19 protein-coding genes are annotated in these 16,433 nt (G+C 59.8%); 7 read left to right on the forward strand and 12 right to left on the reverse strand.

Features of this window, described 5'->3' with window-relative positions:
* Window positions 1–12: 12 nt before the first annotated feature.
* The 3 genes from AC193Q_RS00100 to AC193Q_RS00110 all read right to left on the reverse strand — a co-directional run bounded on the left by AC193Q_RS00100 (window position 13) and on the right by AC193Q_RS00110 (window position 1,747).
* A complete protein-coding gene (locus tag AC193Q_RS00100) occupies window positions 13–612 on the reverse strand; it encodes a hypothetical protein (RefSeq protein ID WP_095667224.1) in 600 nt (199 codons plus the stop codon).
* A gap of 12 nt (window positions 613–624) precedes the next feature.
* The gene (locus tag AC193Q_RS00105; RefSeq protein ID WP_047292384.1) at window positions 625–1,209 is read right to left on the reverse strand and encodes a C39 family peptidase; all 585 of its coding nucleotides are present in this window, start codon (window positions 1,207–1,209) and stop codon (window positions 625–627) included.
* 262 nt (window positions 1,210–1,471) lie between these two features.
* Window positions 1,472–1,747, reverse strand: coding sequence for a hypothetical protein (locus tag AC193Q_RS00110; RefSeq protein WP_121184242.1), 276 nt, complete (start codon window positions 1,745–1,747; stop codon window positions 1,472–1,474).
* A gap of 184 nt (window positions 1,748–1,931) precedes the next feature.
* Between AC193Q_RS00110 and AC193Q_RS00115 the strand changes: the two genes are divergently transcribed.
* The gene (locus tag AC193Q_RS00115; RefSeq protein WP_047292388.1) at window positions 1,932–2,324 is read left to right on the forward strand and encodes a hypothetical protein; all 393 of its coding nucleotides are present in this window, start codon (window positions 1,932–1,934) and stop codon (window positions 2,322–2,324) included.
* 78 nt (window positions 2,325–2,402) lie between these two features.
* On the opposite strand, the gene AC193Q_RS00120 is transcribed toward AC193Q_RS00115, so the two are convergent.
* The 3 genes from AC193Q_RS00120 to AC193Q_RS00130 form a co-directional block, all read right to left on the reverse strand.
* Window positions 2,403–3,272, reverse strand: coding sequence for a DUF6279 family lipoprotein (locus tag AC193Q_RS00120; protein ID WP_121184244.1), 870 nt, complete (start codon window positions 3,270–3,272; stop codon window positions 2,403–2,405).
* A 70-nt stretch (window positions 3,273–3,342) separates the two neighbouring features.
* A complete protein-coding gene (locus AC193Q_RS00125; protein ID WP_121184246.1) occupies window positions 3,343–4,062 on the reverse strand; it encodes a TorF family putative porin in 720 nt (239 codons plus the stop codon).
* Window positions 4,063–4,268: 206 nt separating this feature from the next.
* Window positions 4,269–4,457 (reverse strand): hypothetical protein, encoded by a 189-nt coding sequence (locus AC193Q_RS00130; RefSeq protein WP_016985943.1) that lies wholly within the window; start codon window positions 4,455–4,457, stop codon window positions 4,269–4,271.
* Between the two features lie 350 nt (window positions 4,458–4,807).
* On the opposite strand from AC193Q_RS00130, the gene AC193Q_RS00135 reads away from it, so the two are divergent.
* The 3 genes from AC193Q_RS00135 to AC193Q_RS00145 all read left to right on the forward strand — a co-directional run bounded on the left by AC193Q_RS00135 (window position 4,808) and on the right by AC193Q_RS00145 (window position 7,351).
* Complete coding sequence (locus AC193Q_RS00135; RefSeq protein WP_041070234.1) at window positions 4,808–5,644, forward strand: CvfB family protein; 837 nt, start codon at window positions 4,808–4,810, stop codon at window positions 5,642–5,644.
* 102 nt (window positions 5,645–5,746) lie between these two features.
* Window positions 5,747–6,151 carry a DUF2177 family protein gene (locus AC193Q_RS00140; RefSeq protein WP_047292394.1) on the forward strand — a complete coding sequence of 135 codons (405 nt, stop codon included), beginning with the start codon at window positions 5,747–5,749 and terminating at the stop codon, window positions 6,149–6,151.
* A gap of 267 nt (window positions 6,152–6,418) precedes the next feature.
* Window positions 6,419–7,351 carry a DMT family transporter gene (locus tag AC193Q_RS00145; RefSeq protein ID WP_121184248.1) on the forward strand — a complete coding sequence of 311 codons (933 nt, stop codon included), beginning with the start codon at window positions 6,419–6,421 and terminating at the stop codon, window positions 7,349–7,351.
* Here the strand turns inward: AC193Q_RS00145 and AC193Q_RS00150 are convergent.
* On the reverse strand, window positions 7,296–8,477 hold the full coding sequence (locus tag AC193Q_RS00150; RefSeq protein WP_121184250.1) for an MFS transporter: 1,182 nt from the start codon (window positions 8,475–8,477) through the stop codon (window positions 7,296–7,298). The genes AC193Q_RS00145 and AC193Q_RS00150 overlap by 56 nt on opposite strands.
* 104 nt (window positions 8,478–8,581) lie before the next feature.
* Here AC193Q_RS00150 and ptrR point away from each other — a divergent pair, with 104 nt between their 5' ends.
* Complete coding sequence (gene ptrR, locus AC193Q_RS00155; RefSeq protein ID WP_121184252.1) at window positions 8,582–9,475, forward strand: putrescine utilization regulator PtrR; 894 nt, start codon at window positions 8,582–8,584, stop codon at window positions 9,473–9,475.
* A 142-nt stretch (window positions 9,476–9,617) separates the two neighbouring features.
* Entirely contained in the window at window positions 9,618–9,746 is a 129-nt protein-coding gene (locus tag AC193Q_RS00160; RefSeq protein ID WP_003184145.1) for a PA1414 family protein, read from the forward strand.
* A gap of 108 nt (window positions 9,747–9,854) precedes the next feature.
* Here the strand turns inward: AC193Q_RS00160 and AC193Q_RS00165 are convergent, their stop codons facing one another.
* The 5 genes from AC193Q_RS00165 to speB form a co-directional block, all read right to left on the reverse strand.
* On the reverse strand, window positions 9,855–10,580 hold the full coding sequence (locus tag AC193Q_RS00165; protein WP_121184254.1) for an MBL fold metallo-hydrolase: 726 nt from the start codon (window positions 10,578–10,580) through the stop codon (window positions 9,855–9,857).
* Between the two features lie 84 nt (window positions 10,581–10,664).
* A complete protein-coding gene (locus AC193Q_RS00170; protein ID WP_121184256.1) occupies window positions 10,665–12,044 on the reverse strand; it encodes a sodium:solute symporter family protein in 1,380 nt (459 codons plus the stop codon).
* A gap of 185 nt (window positions 12,045–12,229) precedes the next feature.
* Window positions 12,230–13,741: a purine-cytosine permease family protein gene (locus AC193Q_RS00175; RefSeq protein ID WP_121184258.1), complete on the reverse strand. Its 1,512-nt coding sequence runs from the start codon at window positions 13,739–13,741 to the stop codon at window positions 12,230–12,232.
* Between the two features lie 55 nt (window positions 13,742–13,796).
* Window positions 13,797–14,219, reverse strand: coding sequence for a nuclear transport factor 2 family protein (locus tag AC193Q_RS00180; protein ID WP_121184260.1), 423 nt, complete (start codon window positions 14,217–14,219; stop codon window positions 13,797–13,799).
* Between the two features lie 10 nt (window positions 14,220–14,229).
* On the reverse strand, window positions 14,230–15,180 hold the full coding sequence (speB, locus tag AC193Q_RS00185) for an agmatinase (protein WP_003222717.1): 951 nt from the start codon (window positions 15,178–15,180) through the stop codon (window positions 14,230–14,232).
* Between the two features lie 358 nt (window positions 15,181–15,538).
* Between speB and AC193Q_RS00190 the strand changes: the two genes are divergently transcribed.
* Entirely contained in the window at window positions 15,539–16,432 is an 894-nt protein-coding gene (locus tag AC193Q_RS00190; RefSeq protein ID WP_007956593.1) for a LysR family transcriptional regulator, read from the forward strand.
* The last annotated feature ends 1 nt before the right edge of the window (window position 16,433 follow it).

The following is a 16,433-nucleotide window of genomic DNA, read 5'->3' on the forward strand; positions in this document are numbered from 1 at the left end:
GCGCGGGGTTTGTCAGTTCCCCAACTGTCCGCTGCTGTCCGCGTCAAAGCGCTGTTTGGCGCGATCTGCCGCCGGTTTGAGCAGCGCGAGCAGCGCGGCTTCGCTGTACAGCCGCGAGTCGCCCAGCTCTTTTGGCGTCGGCTCAATCGGGATCAGCACATCCTCACCGTCCGCATGCAGCCAGATCGCCACGACGTGCAGCGCCGAGACAAACAGCACGCGCAGTTCAACGGTTTTGCCCTGCAATTGCGGCGCCTGTTCCGCCAGTTTCAACGCGCCCACGGTGTCGGCGGCCCGGGTGCCGTGGTTCAGCGAAGCGAACTCGACATGGCCACGCACCTCGGCCAGTTGCGCATCGGCAATGCTGACGCCGTCGGCAAACACCAGGTAATGCCAGTCGCCGATACGTGCGTCTTTCAGACCCTTGCCTTGGCTCAAGTCGTCGAGTGTCAGCGAGTAGCCGCGATAGGCTTCGCTGAGGCTGACTTTGGCCGGTGTCGCGGCGGCGAACTGGCGATTAATGCCGAAACCCTGTGTTTGCAGCGCGGCTTGCAGCACCGGACGCAAAGTCTGTACGCCGTTGGAAGGCGCCTTTGGATAAGTCAGTTGCATGATGTCGCCCTCCTAGTTTTTCGCGGTGAAGTAAGTGTGAGTCCAGTTGCCGCCGCCGTTGTACGAACCCGGGAATGAGTTCAGCGCGCGGGTCGAATAACCGTAGATCGAGTCGGCGACCAGCACGTAGTTGCCGTTGGTGCCGTAGATCGCCAGGAAGTGCGCACCGCCACCGTACCAGGCACAGCGCAGGCCGACCGGGCGGCCCATGTTGATCTGGTTCTGAATGGCCGACATCTGCAGCGAACCCTGATTCATCCCGTTATAGCTGCGGGTGGTTTGCAGGGCTGAATCCAGATAGCCATAGACGTTGCACGGTCCTGGCTGGCTGCAGCAATTGCGATCCAGTTGGGTACTGGCGACGCCGCATTGGGTCCAGTTTCCAGTGCCGTAATAGTTGCCGACCGAAGCGGAAACAGCGGCCCAGCACCAGTTGGTCTGAGTCTGTTTCTGCATGCTGAAGTTGAGGCTGGCAGCGGCCAGTGCAGCGGTTTGCGCAGTGGCTTGAACCTCGACCAGTTGCGGGTCGAGCAGGCGGCCGACAAGGCACCTTGGCAGGCTCTCGCCGGTGAATGATGTGGCTTGAGTGGTTAACATTTTTTCAGTCCTCCATGAATGAAAACAAGCGTCCAGCTTGTGGTGGTGTTGCGGTATTGCCGAGCGATCGGTGGTTAACGGTTTTCATCTGCGATGAACGGTGCCGATCTCCTTGCTCGAGGTAACCTTAGCCTGCCTATGCATTTGTGCAAGTATAAAAATGCATTAATGCATTTTCAGGGTCAAAAGATCGCAGCCTTCGGCAGCTCCTACAGGGTTCGGTGTAGGAGCTGCCGAAGGCTGCGATCTTTTGATCTTGCTTTTAGCTGTCGGCTTTTTTCTCAGCCGAGTCCAGTTCCTTCAAGCGCTGATCAATCAACTGGCACTTGTCCGGCAAATCTGCACTAGCCGTGCCCAAGTCCATCTTTTGCAACTCGGCATTGATTTCCTTGGCCTTGGCCGGATTCTGTTCGGTGAGCTTGGTCACTTCCTTGGCCAGTTGTTCGCGTTTGGCGGTGGCCTCTTCTGGTGTGCAGGCCCAGACCGGCAGGGCGCAGGCGAGGGTGACGGCGAGGGTGAGCTTGAGCAGAGTTTTCATGGGGGCAGGCCTCCGTTCCGGTTAAGGCGGGTTATTGGGTGGAGGCCTGGATGCGACGAAAAGTTCAGAGTTGTCGCAAACAGCATGTCGGTCGCTGCGGAAAATGCGGGTGAACGGCTACGATGCGTCCGGGTCACAACCTATGACAGCGCCCCCAATCACGCGCACCGGAGGTTGAATCAGGATGACGACTTATAACTGGGATTTGATTGAACGCTTGCTGCATGAAGTGCAGAACAGTGCAGGCGAAAGTTTCGCTCCACGAAAATACGCAGAGGATTATGCGGCGCAGAAAGCCAGTGCAGGCGAGCCGATAGAGAATCTGGATCACCTGAAAACGGTGGCCTGCGATTACGAAGGCTTGTTGCTTGATCGTGGATTTATTGAACCGCGTCCGGATCACGCAGGCAGTACCGGCAACAATTTCATTCTGACGCCACGCGGATCAAGCCTGCTGAGCCTGATCGACAGCAGCATTCCCGGCAATGATCATCCTCGGCAAGTACTGGATGAGCAGGAGGATGCGCTGGATGAAGCGACATTCGATGAAGTGGCTTCAAAGGCGCAGATTGCCTGAAAGCAAAAGATCGCAGCCTCCGGCAGCTCCTACACATAACCCTGTAGGAGCTGTCGAAGGCTGCGATCTTTTGATCTTCTATTCCTGCTTTACTGCCTTCAGACACTTCAAATCATTGAAGTCCTTACGCACACCCTCGATTTTCTTGAGCAACCGCTGACGCTGCTGCGGCGTACTCTCGGCCATCAGATCCACCGCCAGCGAACGCGCCTGCGCTTCGGTGTTGGCGTAGGCTTTTTGGTAATCCGCTGTCCATAAACGCTCGCGGTTGACCAGAAGTGTCTCGATTCGCTGTGGGAATTCCGGACTTTCGCGTTGGGCAACGGCGTTACTGAACTGTTGCTGCCAGTGGGCGCGGTTGGCGATCCATTGAGTGTTCTGATCGCCCAGGGCAGTCGACCAGGCCATTACCCGTTGTTCCTGAGTGACGCTCAATGGACCCAGCCAATCAGTCAGGCGTTTGTCCATGCGTGCGCCGCGTTCGGCAATCTGTTGCGCCAGCGGCGGTTTGACGTATTCCTTCTCACGTTTGCGCAGATCCTTGGCAAACGCATCGTTCATCTCGGCGACTTGCTTGTCGTCCAGCCCTTGCAGCAATTCGATGGCCGACGGTGTGATCTGGCGTGCGGTTTCGGCAATGGCTTTTTTTGCTTCCTCGGTTCGCGCCTGCAGTGCCGCGTCGGTCACCTGATTGGTTTCAACCATGTTCTGCAAACGGTCCAGCCAATCGAGGTAGCCCGGCAATTGCGTGGTGCAGTGCCAGTTCAGGTGTTCCTTGAGCCGTTCGTTGAACCAGTCCTTCTGCTCGCCGTTCATGTCCAGGTAGTCGCCAAGCGTCCATGGAATGATCACGTCGAGATTGCGGTAGGCCAGGCCGACGCGGCTGCAGGCGCCGAGGGCGAGGGTGAAGATCAGCAGGGTGGCGAGGTGTTTGAACCAGCGAGACATGGGCGAATCCTTGCGAGGCCTGACGTCTGATTCTCATGTGAACGCAGGATGCTCCCGGCAGTTCAGCCGATCAATAGAATGCGCGCTCTGCCTTGAGCGTCACCAGCCCGTCGCACTGACTGTTGTGCCCGGAATACGCCGAGCAATCGCTGCCACTGAGGTTGGAATTGCTGTAGATCAGGTCGAGATTGACGCCCATGAATGGCCGGGAAAATTTCACTGACCAATCGGTAAAACTGCTGACATAACCACCGTCCACTGACACCGGCGTGTTCAATTGATGGGTGGTGTATTTCATGCTGATCCCGATGCCGAACGGCTGATTGCCACCCAGATCGGCGAACAGCGTGTTGTTCTGTTTGTCCGGGTCGTTGCTGACGGCTATACCGAAACGGCTGCCGAGCAGGGTCAGGCCGCCGAACAGCTCCTGGCTGTCGAGGGTCTCGACCTTGGGATAGCTGTAGTGGATCATCCCGACTTCGTAGCCGAGGGTCTGATCGAAAGGTTGTTTAAAGCCGATGTAGGAGTCGATTTCGAGGTTCTTGCCCGGGGTCAGGCCCATGCTCGGTGCGTACTGGCCGACATACAGGCCGCTGTCGTGGCTGAGATCGAGGCCGCCGTGGAACGAGCCGACTGCCGCCGGCTTGACCAGGCCTTGGGCCATGCTGCGACTGGGCGTGGTGCCGAGTTTGAGGTCGAAGTCGCCAAGCTCGCGCTGGAAAATCTGCGCGTGCACCGACGAGCAGGCCAGTAGGCCCACAAGCAATAAACAGGAATTTGATTTGAGCATGCGTCACTCCATGAACAGCGAGGGCAGGGCTGAGCCTGCTGAAACGCTTGATCCAGACGCGTGCAAGGATACCGGCGAATGCTCGGCAATGATGGCCGTTCGTCGATTTTCAAAAGATTGATTAAACAGAAGTGAGGGTGTTGAGCGGGTGCCTGTCCAGACGCTTCGAAGCTCAAAGCGTCTCAGGACGGGTGTATTACCGGGTGTTACTTCTTGCCCAGGCTGATCTGCTTGGACGGGCCGAACGTCTGGCCGCTGACGCCTTTGGCAATTTGCTGGATTTCACCGCCGGACTTGAGAAACGCCGCGATCTGATCGTTGATCGATTCGCTGGTTTCAACGGCTGGAGCTGGCTTTGCTTTGCTGGTGGATGCTTTTACACGCATGGCGGCCATTAACCTGTAGAAAAGTAACTCGGCCAGGCATCGTACAGGAATAACTTGACAATTGCTTGATAAATATCCCCTGGAATAACTGAGTGTGCGGGTGGATTATTCTCGCTTAATTATTCGAAATATCCGCCTAAGCCACTGTTTTAAATAACAACATTTATTGCTCATTACGCAAAAGGTAAGCCGTGAAACGCTGCGTCAGGTGCCGCACTGGCCTGACGAATGGCGAGTCGCTTGCGCCAAACCCGGGAAAATCAAGGCGCCCCGCGAATTTTCTTCTCCCGGCTGGTCGCTCGGCGAACGAGACCGGCAAAACCGGGTAGAATGCCGCCACGCAATGAGGGTTTTGGAAAATGGCTTTAGTCGGGCGTTACAACAGTTTGCAAGTGGTTAAACACACTAACTTCGGTTTATATCTGGACGGCGGTGCCGACGGCGAAATTCTTTTGCCCAACCGTTATATTCCTAAAGATATTCCCAGCGAAGATGAAGACTGGCTCAACGTATTTATTTATCTGGACAGCGAAGACAAACTTCTCGCTACCACTGAAAAACCAAAAGTTCAGGTCGGTGAATTTGCCAGCCTGAAAGTAGTTGAGGTCAACAGCATCGGTGTCTTCCTCGATTGGGGCTTGCCGAAGGATCTGTTGCTGCCGTATTCCGAAGAAAAGCGGCAGATGACCGCTGGCGAGTACTGCGTGGTGCACGTCTATCTCGATAAACACACGCGCCGCATCACCGCGACCGCGCGTCTGGATCGCTACCTCGACAAGACCCCGGCCAACTACAGCGCCGGTCAGGAAGTTGATCTGCTGGTGGCTGAAGCGACCGACATGGGCTTCAAGGCGATCATCAACAACAAGCATTGGGGCTTGATCCACAAGAATGAAATCTTCAAGTTCATGCGCTCCGGCATGCGCGAGAAAGGTTTCATCAAGGAAGTGCGCGCCGACGGCAAGATCAGCCTGAGCCTGCAACCGGTAGGTCAGGAAGCGGCCAGCAGCCTGAGTTCGAAGATCCTCGCCAAGTTGCGCGAAAACAATGGCACGCTGGCCGTCAGCGACAAGAGCGATCCGGCGTTGATCAGCAGTCTGTTTGGTGTCAGCAAGGGCAACTTCAAGAAGGCCATCGGTTCGCTGTACAAGGAAGGCAAGATCGTCATTCATGCCGATCGCATTGAACTAACCTGAGTAACCGCCGGCCCCATGTAGGAGCTGCCGCAGGCTGCGATCTTTTGATCTTCAAAGGCAAAAGATCGCAGCCTGCGGCAGCTCCTACATGAGGGTTTGCAGATGAAGAAAGCGCTGATTGCTTACCTCGCCACACTGGTGGCGTTTCTATTGCTCGACGGTATCTGGCTCGGCGTGCTGATGGCGCCAACCTACCGCGAGCTGCTCGGTTCGCTGATGCTCGAAAAACCGCTGCTGGTTCCGGCAGCGGTTTTTTATTGCCTGTACGTTGTTGGTTGCGTGCAATTTGTGGTGTTGCCGGCGCTGAGCTGGCAACGGGCGGCAAAGATGGGCGCGCTGCTGGGGCTGGTGGCGTACGGCACGTATGACCTGACTAACTGGGCGACATTGCGCGGGTGGTCGGTGCAGGTGAGTTTGATGGATTGGGCTTGGGGGGCGTTTGCCACGGCTGTTGCCTGCTCGGTTGGATTTTTGGTGACGAAACGACTACTGAGTTCAGCTCCCTGATCTGCGTTGATCAAACTGACGTCATCGCTGGCAAGCCAGACTCCCACAGCGTTTTGTGGCGAACAAAGAATCAGTGAGCAACCCGGTCATTGTGGGAGCTGGCTTGCCAGCGAATGGCGGCGCAGCCGACAGCCATTCACCGCTGACGTTACTGACTCAGACAAAGTCTTTTTCAGACGGCTTTTTCTGCCCGAGTGATTGATAATCCCCGGCACAGATTTTCGACCAGTGGACGGCTGCCATGTTGTGTGTGTTTGAGGTGTTGCGGTGAGTGTCGAGCGGCGCAATGCCGACGGGTTTGCCTTGCAGGTGATGATCGGCCTCTGCCTGATCTGGGGCGTGCAGCAAGTGATGATCAAGTGGGCCGCGCCCGACATCGCGCCGGTGATGCAGGCGGCCGGGCGCTCGGGGATTTCTGCGCTGCTGGTAGGCCTGTTGCTGTGCTGGAAGGGCGGTTGGGATCAGGTGAGCAACACCTGGCGCGGCGGACTGCTGGCCGGTGCGCTGTTCGGTCTGGAGTTCTTCTTCATCGCCGAAGGCCTGCAACTGACCACCGCCGCGCACATGTCGGTGTTCCTTTACACCGCGCCGATTTTCACCGCGCTGGGCGTGCATTTCCTGCTGGCGAGCGAGCGCCTGCGGCCGCTGCAATGGCTGGGAATTCTGCTCGCGTTCGTCGGTATCGCCATCGCCTTCGCCGGCGGCGTGTCGTGGGACAACCTCGACCGGCGCATGCTGCTGGGCGATGCGTTCGGGGTCATTGCCGGCGCCTGCTGGGGCGCGACCACCGTGGTGGTGCGCGCCTCGCGTCTGTCAGAGGCGCCAGTGACGTTGACCCTGTTCTATCAGTTGATCGTCGGCTTCGCTGGCCTGCTGTTGATCGCACTGTTCAGCGGCCAGATCAGCCACGTCAGTCTGACCAGCGTGGCGGTGGCCAGCGTGCTGTTCCAGGGCCTGGTGGTGTCGTTCTTCAGTTACCTGACCTGGTTCTGGCTGCTGCGGCGCTATCTGGCGGCCAATCTGGCGGTGTTTTCGTTCATGACGCCGCTGTTCGGCGTCACCTTCGGCGTGCTGCTGCTCGGTGAAGAGTTGAGCGTGAACTTCGTCATCGGCGCGGTGCTGGTGTTGCTGGGCATCACTTTTGTCAGCGCTGAGCAGTGGGTGCGTCGGCGTTTGCGCCAAGCCCTCGGCCAACGCTGACTGACTGCAAGGCCAGCCCGCCGGCAATCAGCAGACCGCTGCCGGCGATCACCAGCGCCGGTTGCAGGCCGCCGCTGAAATGGCTGCTGAGCGCCGCCAGCAGCGGGCCGCTGAGCTGGCCAACGGCGAAGCATGCGGTCAGCAGTCCGGCGTTGCGCTGAGTTGTGTGCGGCGCCAGTTCTCGCGAGCGTTGCATCACCAGTTGCATGCAAGCGAGGAACGGCATGCCACACAACACCACCCCCAGCGCCAGGCCATAACCACTGCCCAACAGACAGGCGAAGACCCCGAGCGCCTGCAACCACAGGGTGGCGGTCAGCCAGTGCCGTGTGGTGTTCGGATCATGGCGACGCAGGCTCACCAGCAACACGCCAATCGCCGCGCCAAGGCCGAAGCACGGCCAGAACAGATCGGCCTGCCATTGCCCGTGAAACTGCGCGTTGGCCATTTGCGAAAGGAATGTGGCCGGGATGATGTAACCCACGCCATATAACGCATACACCGCCGCCAGTCGCGGGATACCGCGATTCGAATGGTTGACGTTGAGGGTGGCGACCGGCGTGTGCACGCCCGGTTGCGGCAGGATCCGCACGATCCCCAGCAACATCACCAGCGCCACGGCGGCATAGATCAGCCACAAGGTGGCAGATGTCTGGTTCAGCAGATGTGAGAACAGTGCCAGCAACCCGGTCAGAAAAATTCCCAGTCCGGGACCGGCAAATACCAGTGCCCCCAGCCGTGGCCGGCCTGCCGCCGCTGCCAAGGGCTGACTCAGCGCCGTAATCATCACCAGCACCCAGGCACTCGCCACCCCGGTGCCGAAGCGCAGCAGCAAATGCGCCCAGAAGCCGTTGGCCCAGAACGATGCCAGGGTCAGCAGCACACACAGCCACAAACCGCCATGTAACCGGCGCTGCACTTGCTGCGAACGGTGGGCGAACATCGCGTCCACCGCGCCCAGCAGGTAACCGAGGTAGTTGGCCGCAGCAATCAGACCGGCGGCCGTCAGGTCGACCTGACCTTCGCTGAGCAGGTGCGGCAGTTGCGGGGTGAGGGCGAAACGCCCGATGCCCATGGCCATCATCAGGGCGACGAAACAGGCGGATAAGCGAATCAGTGGCGACATGGTCGGGATTCCTTCAGAGGAGCAATGACCGTCAGGCTAGAACCAATTGACTTTCTTTAAAATTGAATAATAGTGAGTAACTTGTTCTGTTATGGAGAATGCGTGTGGAGTTCAGCCAATTGCGGATCTTTCAGGCGGTGGCCGAGGAGGGTTCGATCACCCGCGCCGCCGAGCGTCTGCACCGAGTGCCGTCCAATCTGTCGACCCGGCTCAAACAGCTGGAAGAGCAATTGGGTGTCGAACTGTTCGTCCGTGAGCGTCAGCGTTTGCAGTTGTCGCCTGCGGGAAAAGTCCTGCTGGACTACGCCGGCAAGCTGTTCGCCCTGCGCGATCAGGCCAGTGCAGCGGTGATGGGCGGGCAGCCGGCCGGGGATTTCGTTCTCGGCACGCTGTACAGCACCGCGGCGATCCATTTGCCGGCGTTGCTGGCGCGCTATCACAAGCAATACCCGGCGGTGAATCTGCAAGTGCAGTCCGGGCCCAGCGGCGAGTTGCTCGAGGGCTTGGTCTCCGGGCGGCTCGATGCGGCGTTGGTGGACGGTCCGCCGCAATTGGCCGGGATCGACGGCGTGCCGCTGTGCGACGAGCGTCTGGTGCTGATCAGCGAAGCCGATCATCCGCCGATCCATAGCGCCAAGGACGTCGAGGGCAGGGCGGTATTCACCTTCCGTCATGGCTGCGCCTATCGCGCGCGGCTGGAGGCGTGGTTTGTTCACTATCAGGCGGCGATGGGCCGGGCGATGGAGATCGAGTCCTATCAGGGCATGCTTGCTTGTGTGATTGCCGGCAGCGGTGTGGCGCTGATGTCGGAGTCGATGCTCGCCAGTCTGCCGGGGCGTGAAAGCGTCGCGGTGCACCCGTTGGTCGAGCCGTTTGCCAGTGCGACAACATGGCTCATGTGGCGCAAGGGTATGGTCGGGGCCAACCTCAATGCCTGGATTGAACAGCAGCAAGCGCTCTATCCCGTGGCATCGAGTGAAACCCGGCAGACGGCATGAACCAACCCATCGTAATTCTGTTCAATTCAGTAACAGATCATTGCGGATTTGGCCGAGCATTGCGTAGGACTTCGGACTATTATCAGTGCGAAGCGGCCTCAGAATTCCGGCTGCTCAGCACTACCCTGAAGGGGGCATGACGATGAAAGAGAAAATTCAGAACTGGCTGCACGATTTGGGTGTTGCCCTCGGCTTGATCGAACCGCCTCTGCAACCCGTACCGATCCGCACCGATGACGAACAGCGCCGGCGTCAGCCTCGCCGGCGGTAGTGCTCAAATAAAAGATCAAAAGATCGCAGCCTTCGGCAGCTCCTACACGGGAATGTATTTCCTGTAGGTGCTGCCGAAGGCTGCGATCTTTTGCTTTTGTGGTGGAACTCAAGCGTGCCCGCGCAGCCATGCGTCAATCATCGAACGTAAATGCCCGCCGGAAAAACTGCGGAAATGCCCGCCGTGCACGGTGCGAATCGACAGCGCCTGCAAGCGCCGCAGGCTGGCGGCGTAATCCTCCAGATTGGAGTGGTAGGCGTCTTCGATCAACGGCCCGTCGTAGATGATGTCGCCGCTGAATAACGTTTCGGTGGCCGCCTCATACAGGCTGATGCCGCCCGGTGAATGCCCCGGCGTGTGCAGCACCTGCAAGGTGCGATTGCCCAGATCCAGCACATCGCCATCCTCGACAAACCCGGTGGCCGGCGCAGCCTTGACCCGGTATTCGGCGTAGCACAGCGGGCAGTCCGGGTGCGCCTCGAACATGTCGTCGCCGACAAAGGCCCGGCTCAAATCGTTCTCGCCGTCCGGCGCGGCGAGGATGTCGGCCTCGGCAGGATGCACCAGGCGCTCGGCGAATTCGTGATGCCCGGCGATGTGGTCGAAGTGGCAGTGGCTGGCGACGGCCACCAGCGGTCGCTCGGTAATCCACGGCAACTGCTCGCGCAGGCTGACCAGCCCCGAGCCACTGTCGAGCAACAAGTCTTTGTCGCGCCCCTGCACGTGCCACAAATTGCAGCGGTAGAACGGGCGGATATACGGCTCATGGATCAGCCGAATGCCATCGCTCAAGTGCTGAACTTCGAACCACTGATCGCGCGAAACGATCTTCATATTCTCTTTTCTCCAGACGAAAAAAACGGGTGTGGCAACCGACGCCACACCCGTCGAAGAAAGCATCAAGTCGTTACGTAAAGCTTAGATCGCGCTCGCCACCGTCGCCGGGCGAGGGGAGACCAGGCTGACCACCACAAAACTCACCAGACCTACCGCAAGGCTGTAGTAGATCGGCGTGTTCGCATCCAGACCGTCCTTGAACATGAACAGCAGCGCGGTGGCGAAACCCAGGCCCATGCTGGCGATGGCGCCGGCGGTGGTCGCGCGTTTCCAGAAGATCGCGCCGATCAGCGGAATCAGCATGCCGCCGACCAGCAGGTTATAGGCCAGGGTCAGGGCGCTGATCACGTCATTCACCACCAGCGCAATACCCAGTACCACGACACCGGTCAGCAACGTGAACAGGCGGTTGACGCCTAAGCTCGACTGTTTGCCGCCGCGCAGTTTCGGCAGCAGGTCTTCAGTCAGGGTGGTGGCCGCGGCGAGCAGGCCGGCGCTGGCGGTGGACATCATCGCCGCCAGAGCAGCAGCGATCACCAGACCACGGATGCCGTCCGGCAGCGACAGTTTGACGATGGCGGCGAAGGCGTTGTTGACGTTGTCCAGATCCGGGATCAGCACGTGCGCAGCCATGCCGATCAGCGCGCAGGCCAGCCCGTAGAGGATGCAGTAGATTCCAGCGAGACTGCCGGCGTACTGCGCGACTTTGGCGGTCTTGACGGTGAACACCCGTTGCCAGATGTCCTGACCGATCAGGATGCCGAAGAAGTAGATCATGAAGTAGGTGATGATCGTGTCCCAGCCGATGGTGGTGAAGTTGAACGCCGCTGCCGGCAGCTTCAGCACCAGTTCGTCCCAGCCGCCGACGCGGTACAGGCAGATCGGCAACAGGATGAACATCAGGCCCACGGTCTTGATGATGAACTGGACGATGTCGGTGAGGGTCAGCGACCACATGCCGCCGATGGCCGAGTAGATCACCACCACGCCACCGCCGAGCAATACCGAGATCCAGAACGGCAGACCGAACAGCACTTGCAGCACGGTGCCGATCGCCAGGATCGAGGTCACGCCGATCATCAGTGCGTAGGCCAGCATGATCGCCGCGCTCGCCGAGCGGGCCATCGGGTTGTAGCGTTTTTCCAGGACCTGGGTAACGGTGTAGATCTTCAGTTTCAGCAACGGTTTGGCGAGGAACAGGTTCAGCGCAACGATGCCGCAACCCAGCGCGGCGCACAGCCAGAAGCCGGAAATGCCATGCACATAGCCCAGACGCACGGTGCCGACGGTGGACGCACCACCGAGCACGGTCGCGGCCATGGTGCCCATGTACAGGCTCGGGCCCAGGTTACGCCCGGCAACCAGAAAGTCCTCGTTGGTCTTGGCCTTGCGCATACCGTAGTAGCCGAGCAACAGCATGCCGGCGGCGTAGATGAGGACGACGAATAAATCCAAAGCCATGATGGCGTGTCTCCGATTGTCTTTTTTATGTGGAACGCTGAATCGAATGCCTCTCTGTGGCGAGGGAGCTTGCTCCCGCTGGGCTGCGAAGCGGCCCCAACAGCTTCATTGCGACTGCTGCGCAGTCGAGCGGGAGCAAGCTCCCTCGCCACAAGAACTCCAATCCTTCAAATTTTCTGTGTGAATCAGGCCGCCTGGCGCAGTGCCGATTTTGCTTGCGCCGCCGCGCCTTGGCTGCGCGCATCCTGCGGTCCAAATACCTCGCGCGGTTCCGGGAACAGGCTCAGCAGTGTCAGGTACACCACCGACGCCAGACCCAGCGTTACCGGCAGGCTGATGTCGATGCCGCCGGCCAGCTCGCCCAGCGGGCCGACGAACTGCCCCGGCAGATTGACGAAGCACAGGCCGACCGCCGCGCTCGGGATCCATGCACCCAGACCACGCCAGTTCCAGCCGTGGTTGAACCAGTACCGTCCGCCTTGCTCGCCGCGAGTGAACACTTGCAGGTCATCCGGGCAGTAGAAGCCGCGACGCACCAGCAAGCCGATAATCATGATCACCATCCACGGGGTGGTGCAGGTGATGATCAGCACGGCGAAGGTCGACACGCTCTGCACCAGGTTCGCCGCAAAGCGCCCGATGAAGATGAAAGCAATCGACAGCACGCCGATCAGCAGCGTCGCCTTGACCCGCGACAGCACCCGTGGAAATACGCTGGACATGTCCAGCCCGGTGCCATACAGCGAGGTGGTGCCGGTGGACATGCCACCGATCACCGCAATCAGGCACACCGGCAGGAAGAACCAGCTTGGCGATACCGCCAGCAGACCACCCACATAATTGTTCGCCGCGATGTAGTCCGGCGCCTTGATCGCGACGATGGTCGCGGTGCTCAGGCCGAACAGGAACGGGATGAACGTGGCGATCTGCGACAGCACCACGGCGGCCATGATTCGCTGCTTGGAGGTGTCACGCGGAATGTAGCGCGACCAGTCGCCGAGGAACGCACCGAACGAGATCGGGTTACTCATCGCCACCAGCGCCGCGCCGATGAACGCCGCCCAGAAGCCCGGTTGACCGAGGTTCACCGTGCCGGCGTAGTTGACGTCGAAAGGACCGGCGAAGGCGAAGATGCCCAGCAGGAACAACAGGCTCGCGCTCCACACCGCGATCTTGTTCACCCACAGCAGAAAGCGGAAGCCGTAGATGCACACGGTCAGCACCAGAATCGCGAACAGACCGTAGGCCAGGCCCAGGGTCAGATCGGTTTCCGGCAGACCGATCAGGCGTTTCGCCCCGCCGATCAATGCATCGCCCGAACTCCACACCGAGAGCGAGAAAAACGCGATGGCGGTCAACAGCGACAGGAACGAGCCGACGATCCGCCCGTGCACGCCGAAGTGCGCGCCGGAGGACACGGCATTGTTGGTGCCGTTGAGCGGGCCGAACAGGCCCATCGGTGCGAGGATCAGCGAGCCGAGCAGCACGCCCAGCACGATTGCCCAGACGCCGGCCTGAAACGACAGGCCGAACAGCACCGGGAAACTGCCGAGCACGGCGGTGGCAAAGGTGTTTGAACCACCGAAGATCATCCGGAACAAGTCCGTCGGGCCTGCGGTGCGTTCGTGGTCCGGGATCTGTTCGACCCCGTGGGTTTCAATTTGCGTAAGGCTTTGGTCGTTGTTGTTGTTATTCATGATCTGCTCCGATCATAAAGGCGCGCTCATCGTGCGTGAGCGTCACCTGTCTTGGCTAAGGGGATGGCAGCCCTTCCGGCATTGCGGACAAATGTTCGTGGCAGGCCAGCCAATGGCCTTGTTGTTCTAGGCTCGACGCTTGTTTCCTGAAAACAATCGTCTCGCGCTCCTGGCTGAAGTGTTGCTCCCCTTGCATGCGCAGCTCGGTGGCCACGTCATGGATAAACACCGCCACGTCACCTTGCAGGCTGACGAAAGCGTTGCTTGAAGTGCACGACAGCACTTCAAAGCCATCCTCGGCGCGCCAGCTGTCCCACAACGCCTGATAGGCATCGCGCGACAGCAGCGGCTGTTCGAGGGTGTAAAACACGAAACTTGCATCGGCGCTGAACGCGCCGAAGTAAGCTTCGCGATCGTTACGCGCGAAGGCGGACACCAGATCGGCCGCCGCTTTCAACACCTGATCACGTTCGTGCATGGCCGAACCCTCAGCGGTGGACCACGCCCGGCAGTACGCAGAGCATTTCGTACAGCAGGTTGGCGGCCAGCAGCGAGGTGTTGCCGGTGGTGTCGTAAGCCGGCGAGACTTCTACCAGATCGCAGCCGATCAGGTCGAGGCCCTGACAGCCGCGCACGATTTCAATTGCCTGAATGGTCGTCAGACCACCGATTTCCGGGGTGCCGGTGCCCGGTGCCCAGGCCGGGTCGATACCGTCGATGTCGAAGCTCAGGTACACCGGACCGCCACCGACTTTCTCGCGCACTTCGGCCATCAGCGGTGCCAGCGACTTGTGCCAGCACTCTTCGGCCTGCACCACGCGGAAACCCTGATCGCGGCTCCAGTTGAAGTCGTCAGCGGTGTAACCCTGTGCGCGCAAACCAATCTGCACCACGCGGTCGCAGTCCAGCAGACCTTCTTCGACGGCGCGACGGAAGGTCGTGCCGTGGGCGATCTTCTCGCCGAACATGTGATCGTTGACGTCAGCGTGGGCATCGATGTGCACCAGACCGACCTTGCCGTGCTTTTTATGGATCGCACGCAGGATCGGCAGGGTGATGGTGTGGTCGCCACCCAGGGTCATCGGGATCACGTTGTGCTCGAGGATGTTGTCGTAGGCTTCTTCGATGATGCGCACGGCGTCGAGCAGGTTGAAGGTGTTGATCGCCACGTCACCGATGTCGGCGACCGACAGCGAGTCGAACGGCGCGGCGCCGGTGGCCATGTTGTACGGGCGGATCATCACCGATTCGGTGCGGATGTCGCGCGGCCCGAAGCGGGTGCCGGGGCGCAGCGAAGTACCGATGTCCAGTGGCACGCCAACGAAGGCAGCGTCCAGGCCGGCAGCGGTCGGTACATGGGGGAGTCGGAGCATGGTGGCGATGCCGCCGAAGCGCGGCATTTCGTTGCCGCCCAGTGGTTGGTGAAGAATCTTGTCCACGGGTAGGGCCTCATCGTCTTTGTTTTATTTATGTCGGCGCACCGTCGAGCACAGGTTCGGACGCCGCTGTGGGGCCGATTCTGCGAAATGTAGTGCGGCGGAAGAATCGCTACGGGCAAAAACTTAGTTCAGATTTTTCTAAACTAATGGTCAGGCCCGGGATAGACTTCCCGAACCCGTACCGATTCCCCTGTGGCGAGGGGATTTATCCCCGATCGGCTGCGCAGCAGTCGTAAATTCGTTGCGCGCGACTTCCCGGATAGATCGGTTTGCAGGCTTGGGGCGGCTTCGCCACCCATCGGGGATAAATCCCCTCACCACAAAGTCATCAGCGTTCGACAGATGTTTGGAGAGCCGCATGGCCAACGCTTTACCCGACCTGAAACTATTGCGCATCTTCGTCAGCGTGGTCCGGCATCAAGGTTTTGCCAACGCGCAGCAGGAACTCAACCTGTCGACCTCGGCGATCAGCACCTACATGAGCCAGCTCGAAGCCGCGCTTGGTCTGGTGTTGTGTCATCGCGGGCGGGGCGGGTTCAGCCTGACCAGCAAGGGCGAGCTGTTCCATCAGGAAACCCTGCGCCTGCTGGCCGAACTTGAAGGTTTCGAGCAATACGCTGCTGCGCTCAAGGGCGAACTGCGCGGTACGCTCAATCTCGGGGTGATCGACTCCACCGTCAGCGATAAGGCCTTGCCGTTCGCCGAAGCCATCGGCGCTTATAGCCAGGAGCACCCGGCGGTGCATTTGCACTTGTCGGTGATGAGCCCCTACGAACTGCAACTCGGTGTGCAGGACAACCGCCTCGATCTGGCCATCGGCGCGTTCTCCACGCGCATGAGCGGCCTGGTGTACATGCCGCTGTACCGCGAGCAGCACTGGCTGTATTGCAGCAGCCGCCATCCGCTGTTCAACGAACGGCGGATTCCCGAGCAGGTCATCACTCAGCAACGCATGGTCGGCCGTGGTTATTGGAGTCAGGCCGAACTGGCGCGCCACGGTTTCAAACACAGCGCGGCGACCGTGGAAAGTATGGAGGCACAGCTGATTCTGGTGCTGTCCGGCGCCTACATCGGCTACCTGCCGGAACACTACGCCCAGGCCTGGGCCGACAAGGGCGACTTGCGCGTGTTGCTGCCGGCGACCTTCGGTTATCAGGCGCCGTTTTCGATGATCATGCGCCGGGGCCGCAGCCGCGAACCGCTGATCCAGACCTTTCGTGATTTGCTCAAAGCACAGCTCAATCAGGCCTGAA

The organism is Pseudomonas sp. F2 (assembly GCF_057174385.1).

Bases quoted from the DNA above. Each gene is read 5' to 3' on its own strand.
- AC193Q_RS00110 (WP_121184242.1), bottom strand. From the start codon at position 1,747: ATGAAAACTCTGCTCAAGCTCACCCTCGCCGTCACCCTCGCCTGCGCC.
- AC193Q_RS00175 (WP_121184258.1), bottom strand. From the start codon at position 13,741: ATGAATAACAACAACAACGACCAAAGCCTTACGCAAATTGAAACCCAC.
- AC193Q_RS00165 (WP_121184254.1), bottom strand. From the start codon at position 10,580: ATGAAGATCGTTTCGCGCGATCAGTGGTTCGAAGTTCAGCACTTGAGC.
- AC193Q_RS00150 (WP_121184250.1), bottom strand. From the start codon at position 8,477: ATGTCGCCACTGATTCGCTTATCCGCCTGTTTCGTCGCCCTGATGATG.
- AC193Q_RS00160 (WP_003184145.1), top strand. From the start codon at position 9,618: ATGAAAGAGAAAATTCAGAACTGGCTGCACGATTTGGGTGTTGCCCTC.
- AC193Q_RS00115 (WP_047292388.1), top strand. From the start codon at position 1,932: ATGACGACTTATAACTGGGATTTGATTGAACGCTTGCTGCATGAAGTG.
- AC193Q_RS00105 (WP_047292384.1), bottom strand. From the start codon at position 1,209: ATGTTAACCACTCAAGCCACATCATTCACCGGCGAGAGCCTGCCAAGG.
- AC193Q_RS00170 (WP_121184256.1), bottom strand. From the start codon at position 12,044: ATGGCTTTGGATTTATTCGTCGTCCTCATCTACGCCGCCGGCATGCTG.
- AC193Q_RS00100 (WP_095667224.1), bottom strand. From the start codon at position 612: ATGCAACTGACTTATCCAAAGGCGCCTTCCAACGGCGTACAGACTTTG.
- AC193Q_RS00120 (WP_121184244.1), bottom strand. From the start codon at position 3,272: ATGTCTCGCTGGTTCAAACACCTCGCCACCCTGCTGATCTTCACCCTC.
- AC193Q_RS00190 (WP_007956593.1), top strand. From the start codon at position 15,539: ATGGCCAACGCTTTACCCGACCTGAAACTATTGCGCATCTTCGTCAGC.
- AC193Q_RS00140 (WP_047292394.1), top strand. From the start codon at position 5,747: ATGAAGAAAGCGCTGATTGCTTACCTCGCCACACTGGTGGCGTTTCTA.
- AC193Q_RS00135 (WP_041070234.1), top strand. From the start codon at position 4,808: ATGGCTTTAGTCGGGCGTTACAACAGTTTGCAAGTGGTTAAACACACT.
- AC193Q_RS00130 (WP_016985943.1), bottom strand. From the start codon at position 4,457: ATGGCCGCCATGCGTGTAAAAGCATCCACCAGCAAAGCAAAGCCAGCT.
- AC193Q_RS00180 (WP_121184260.1), bottom strand. From the start codon at position 14,219: ATGCACGAACGTGATCAGGTGTTGAAAGCGGCGGCCGATCTGGTGTCC.
- AC193Q_RS00125 (WP_121184246.1), bottom strand. From the start codon at position 4,062: ATGCTCAAATCAAATTCCTGTTTATTGCTTGTGGGCCTACTGGCCTGC.